Raw genomic sequence first — 1,387 nt, forward strand, 5'->3', positions numbered from 1 at the left:
GGGGAGGGGGTAGCCGGTGCGCCGGGACCGTCGGCGGCAGTGCGCGTCAACGGCTCGGCATCACCACCGCGATCCGCCTGTGGTTCTACCAGCCCCTCCCCTAGCCCCTCCCGCGCGCGGGAGGGGGACGCTTCGCCGGCAGGGTTCGCCGCCGTCTCGACCTCCCCCCAGAGCGGCACGCCGTGCGTGTCGACCTCGATGATGTCCACCCCGTCCGCGAAGAACGCGTCGCGTTCCTGCGCCGCCGCAATCCGCCGGGCCTCGCGCGCCGCGCGCAGCGGGCCCTCCAGCACCTCCAGCTCCTCGGGCGACAATTCGCGCGCATAGTCCGGCTCGCCATAGTCGCCGAACTCCTCGCCGTAGAAATCCTCGGGCGGCGGGAAATGCGTGCGCCATTCGCCGACGTCGCTGTCCCACCACACCGGGTCCCCGTTCGGGTTGTCGCACCTGTTAAGTTGCCAAAGTTCACGCTCCCGCGCGTTTTCCTTCGGCGCGGGCGGGGGCGCGAGGACGAGCAGCCCCGCCGCCTCGGCGCGCGCCCATTGCGCGGCGCTCCAGCCCGCCCGCTGCGCCGGATCGAGATCGGCCACCGCCACGCCTTCGCGGGCATCGGCACCGGTGCGGAGCCAGGCATCGGCGCGGGCCAGCGCGCGCACCGCCGCCAGCTCGTCCGGCGCTTCCGCCCCGATGCCGCCCGCGCCGCCCGCCCGCCGCGCGAGGAACAGCCCGGCGCGCGCCGCCCCGCCGTCGACCGCGACCAGCGCCAGGAACTGCTCGAACTCGCCGGCGACCAGCCGCGCGGCGGCATGGTCGGCGGGGCCGCAGCCCTCCTCGGCCAGCCGGTCGAGCCGGTTGAGCATGTGCATCGCCAGCCGGTTGTCGTGGCGCTGGCGGGTGACGGTGGAGCCGTCGGGCCGGGTGATCGTGTCGACCGAGCCGTGCATCGCGCGTTCGAGCAGCCGGTCGGCGAGATGCTCGCGCGCGAGCAGCAGCGCCGCCTGCCAGCCGAGCGCGAACGCCGCCCCCGCCGCCGAGCGGCGCAGCGCATAGGCCGAGCTGGTCGACATGCCGAGCGCGGCGCAGCTATTGGTGATGGTGTGCCCCTCGGCCAGCATCTGGAGGAACTGGCGCTGCTTGGCCGGCGTCCAGCCGTCGTGCCGTTCGCGCCGGGCGGGGAGGCCGCCGCCGAAATCGGTGCGCGGTTCGATCATCGTGTCGAGGCAGAACAGGTCGTCGCCGTCGGGGTGGACGGTAAGCGCGTCGGGATCGGGGATCATCGGACGTCTCCTGGTTGCAGGCGACTCTCCAGATATGCCGGATCACGTGCTGTAGGAAAGCGATTTGTTGCCTTTTTGTTCTTTGGGGCGGGGCGGGGGCTGTCTCTTAT

The 1,387-nt window shown here is 73.0% G+C and carries 1 protein-coding gene; it reads right to left on the reverse strand.

Translation table 11 applies throughout. The features are described from left to right. The coding region (locus CA234_RS24045; protein ID WP_126002940.1) for a hypothetical protein at positions 1-1,277 on the reverse strand (1,277 nt) is incomplete at its 3' end. Positions 1,278-1,387: the final 110 nt, after the last annotated feature.

The organism is Sphingomonas sp. ABOLE (genome assembly GCF_003950455.1).
In the GTDB taxonomy this organism is placed as follows: domain Bacteria; phylum Pseudomonadota; class Alphaproteobacteria; order Sphingomonadales; family Sphingomonadaceae; genus Sphingomonas; species Sphingomonas trueperi.